This window comes from Jezberella sp., assembly GCF_964834465.1.
The window spans coordinates 1-3342 of sequence record NZ_CBAZRM010000043.1 but is presented as its reverse complement, the minus strand read 5'-3'; the positions used below and the strand labels follow the sequence as shown (position 1 = coordinate 3342).

At 50.2% G+C, this 3342-nt stretch carries 5 protein-coding genes; 3 read left to right on the top strand and 2 right to left on the bottom strand.

What is annotated here, in order from left to right; translation table 11 throughout:
• Positions 1 to 179 precede the first annotated feature (179 nt).
• Entirely contained in the window at positions 180 to 431 is a 252-nt protein-coding gene (locus tag AC1W8Y_RS14965) for a hypothetical protein (protein ID WP_482015289.1), read from the bottom strand.
• Positions 432 to 576: 145 nt separating this feature from the next.
• Here AC1W8Y_RS14965 and AC1W8Y_RS14960 point away from each other — a divergent pair, with 145 nt between their 5' ends.
• Both AC1W8Y_RS14960 and AC1W8Y_RS14955 read left to right on the top strand, forming a co-directional pair.
• Positions 577 to 858, top strand: coding sequence for a type II toxin-antitoxin system TacA family antitoxin (locus AC1W8Y_RS14960; RefSeq protein WP_482015288.1), 282 nt, complete (start codon positions 577 to 579; stop codon positions 856 to 858).
• Positions 855 to 1352, top strand: a complete 498-nt coding sequence (locus AC1W8Y_RS14955) for a GNAT family N-acetyltransferase (RefSeq protein WP_482015287.1) — start codon at positions 855 to 857, stop codon at positions 1350 to 1352. The genes AC1W8Y_RS14960 and AC1W8Y_RS14955 overlap by 4 nt, the downstream gene beginning before the upstream one ends.
• Before the next feature lie 445 nt (positions 1353 to 1797).
• On the opposite strand, the gene AC1W8Y_RS14950 is transcribed toward AC1W8Y_RS14955, so the two are convergent.
• Positions 1798 to 2625 (bottom strand): CAP domain-containing protein, encoded by an 828-nt coding sequence (locus AC1W8Y_RS14950; protein WP_482015286.1) that lies wholly within the window; start codon positions 2623 to 2625, stop codon positions 1798 to 1800.
• 69 nt (positions 2626 to 2694) lie between these two features.
• Between AC1W8Y_RS14950 and AC1W8Y_RS14945 the strand changes: the two genes are divergently transcribed.
• The gene (locus AC1W8Y_RS14945) at positions 2695 to 3267 is read left to right on the top strand and encodes a hypothetical protein (RefSeq protein WP_051516974.1); all 573 of its coding nucleotides are present in this window, start codon (positions 2695 to 2697) and stop codon (positions 3265 to 3267) included.
• Positions 3268 to 3342: the final 75 nt, after the last annotated feature.

The following is a 3342-nucleotide window of genomic DNA, read 5'->3' as shown; positions in this document are numbered from 1 at the left end:
AATCCTCCTTCGCATCGATCACGCATCAGCTAAACGGTTTTTCTGAAACTCCAGAGAACGATTGCCAATTAATCGGAAACTCCAGAGAACGATTGCCAGTTCAAAAAACTTTGACTTTGCCAGAGTTTCAGTAACTCATTGTTTTTATTGAATAATGGGCTCCAGACTTGGATTGCCAACTACAATTCTTTTCTAAACCCCGGGCTATCCTTGGCCTTCAAAATTGTGTGGCATAAATCTATTAGCAGTGTTGCATCAAAAGCCACGGCAGGAATACCACCTCGACCAGGTCGGATAAATCTAACTGGGTCACTTACCGCCATGGCTAAGTCATTGTCAACAAAAGGATTTATTGTTGAAAGCGATAAAAAATCACGCAGTTTCCCGCCATGGGTTTTTGCCTCTCCACCTAGCCCAATTGCTTGCTGCATACCGCGACCAGAAAGAACTCGAGTCTTATCATCTAGGGGTCGCCTCAGAAAACGGAAAAAATCGTACGGTATCTCGGAACCTCCAAAAATCCCGCCTTGATTTGTACGGCAATTTGCCGTATGATTGCATCAGGAGGATAAAACCATGCCCGTCGCTATCTCTACCGCCCGTCTCGAAGCCCGAATCAGCACCGATCTGCATTCGATGCTCAAGCGTGCCGCTGAACTTCAAGGTCGCACCATGACCGATTTCGTTGTGTCCGCCGTCCAAGACGCCGCACAGCGCGCCATCGAGCAAGCCGAAGTTATCCGTCTGTCTCTGGCCGATCAGGAATGCTTTGCACAGGCGCTACTGTCGCCACCGAAACCATCCCCAGCCTTGGAACGTGCCTTCGCCCGTCGCAGCAAGCTCCTACGCGCTGAATGAGCCGTGCACCGTTTCAGCTTGCACCGCTCGATGCCACGCATGACCGTGCTGCCTTCAGCAGTGATTCAGAGCCGTTGAATCGTTACTTGCGAGAGCAAGTCACCCAAGACATTCGCCGCCGCGTGGCCGCCTGCTTTGTAGCCTTGGCAGATGGGCAGCGTATCGCCGGCTATTACACCTTGGCATCGGCAAGCCTGCTGCTGGCCGATCTTCCTGCTAGCACCGGCAAGAAGCTGCCACGCTATCCGACTGTGCCAGCCGTTCGCATGGGTCGCTTGGCTGTCGATCAGGCATTTCAGGGGCAAGGTCTTGGCGGTGCGCTGCTGGCCGATGCGCTCGACCGTGCTGCCCGTTCTGAGATTGCCGCCTTCGCCCTGATTGTGGACGCCAAGGATGAGGCGGCAGCGACTTTCTACCGGCATCACGGCTTTCTTTCCTTGCCAGACTCGCCGCTTACCCTATTCTTGCCGCTGGCAACCGTCCAGCATTCTTGAACCTGAGCGTACGATTTTTTCCGTTTTCTAAGGCAACCCCCACAAGGTTGTTTCTATACGCAGTTTGGTGTTGGTGGGTGGTGCGGAAATATTGGTTGCACCACTAACTATACAGATGCAGCGCAATCTATAATTTTGAATGCTGGTGGTACTTTGAACGTCGCCCAGAGTCCATCTTTGAGAGAGGTTGAGCAAAAATTATATGATCTTTGCCCACTGAACATGCACAAATATGTAGATGCAAATTACACATCAGCTGACGGATACGTGTACGGCGAATGCAATACTGATCCAGAACCGCTTCCTGCGGCTCCTGGTGCCCCATCAAACGCTTTTAGCTATGATCACACATGGTATATTGTAATTAAAGGTTTAAAGCTTTAATTCAAATAACCAGATATAAAAAAAGGGCTTTTAAAAAGCCCTTTTTTTCTTTCTGAAGTAGTTACAGACCGCTACCTACATCTAATGAAGTACCAGTTGTAAAGCTCCATGTTTTTGTTACAGAGACGCCGTTCACAGAACCCGTAAAATTAACGACGTACTTTGTGTTCGGTAAAAATGGTGCATTGCCGATAAGATGTGCTGTATTTGTCCCTACCAATTTATTAGTATCACTACTGGACGTAATCAATGTAGCTGCCAACGGTGTGCTGCTGCCTGACTTAGTAACAGTAAATGAATTTACAACCAATGTAGTACCGTAAGCACTGTAAAACGTAACTGGCGAACTTGTTTTGGTGGCAAAGTCATTAACGGTAACCACCGTGCTTGGTAATGGGCTTGGCGACTCTGCACGTGTCGTTAGTGGCAATCCAGTTTGTCCGTCGATCGGATAATTAGTTGTAAAAGATGATGCATTATTTTGTGGCGTAATCGATCCGAATTCTACAACTAGTGGAGTTCCCCAACCGGTATTGTATGAGATGCCCATGTTTGCTGCGAATTGCGTTGCCATGACGTCGCGATGATAGACAGAATTAATGAGGCTATAAATCGCATCTGGCATTGGAGCGAAACCAATAATTTCACCGCCTGAACTTTGCGCTGTGAAACCGGCAAATGCTTGTCTTGCTGCTGGTGTATCACCAGTATATCCATTCAATAACGACGATTCATTGTGACCAGTCACTTGATTCAACGCAATGTAATTTGCATGATTGATCGCGGCTTTATCTAATGGGGGCGAATAGGGAAAACGGAAAAAATCGGGCGCTAAGGCGATTTGGCCGAGCATATCGCCCGCAAACCATTCCGCGCAGTCGACTTGCAAACGCCCTGACCCTATACTGTATAGTCGACATTTATGACCGGGGGCGGTCTTTGCTTGGAAAAATAAAAGATGTCGAACGCGCAGCTGATGGCAGTGGTCGAGGTAGACAAAGGAGATCGGATAATTTGTCAGCGCGACGGCTGTCGCCACAGCGTGTACAAACGCATCCACATCGTGCGGGAGAATGGGCGGTTCACCGTCCTCGGCTCCGAGTGCTTCAAGCTCCTATACGGCTCCTATGACACCGGGGCGGTGCCCGTTTATGGATCAAGCGCTGGCCAGCTTCTTACCGACGCCGAGCGTCAGCTACTAGCCGAAAACACTGAACGCTTCATTGCCATGCTGGAGGTACAGCGGCTTCAACTGGAGCATGCCCGAGCACTGGATTTACGCGCTAGACAAGAAGAACAGCGAGAGCGCGAGGAAGCTGCACGAATTATCAGAGGCGCCTCGGATGCGCTGCGTGACGAAGAACGCAATGCTCAGTCGCCTGCCCTGGAAAACTGCCGCCGGCAATACCCAGGGCTCAATCTGGCCACACCAGGCTGGCAGGGCTTGGTTTATTTAGAGAAGCTAAGAATCTTGCGTGAGGGGCGGGGGAATCGATTCACGCAGCCGCGAACTGAATCTTCCCTTTTCTAGAATATTTCCTACTCTTGGGGCTTGCGCAGCTCCCTGAACCCGCCTTCGGCTATACGCTGCTGGCGCCACACATAG

What these genes read in the sequence shown, in the direction of transcription:
- AC1W8Y_RS14965 (WP_482015289.1), bottom strand. Translation starts at nt 431, where the DNA reads ATGCAGCAAGCAATTGGGCTAGGTGGAGAGGCAAAAACCCATGGCGGG.
- AC1W8Y_RS14960 (WP_482015288.1), top strand. Translation starts at nt 577, where the DNA reads ATGCCCGTCGCTATCTCTACCGCCCGTCTCGAAGCCCGAATCAGCACC.
- AC1W8Y_RS14955 (WP_482015287.1), top strand. Translation starts at nt 855, where the DNA reads ATGAGCCGTGCACCGTTTCAGCTTGCACCGCTCGATGCCACGCATGAC.
- AC1W8Y_RS14945 (WP_051516974.1), top strand. Translation starts at nt 2,695, where the DNA reads ATGTCGAACGCGCAGCTGATGGCAGTGGTCGAGGTAGACAAAGGAGAT.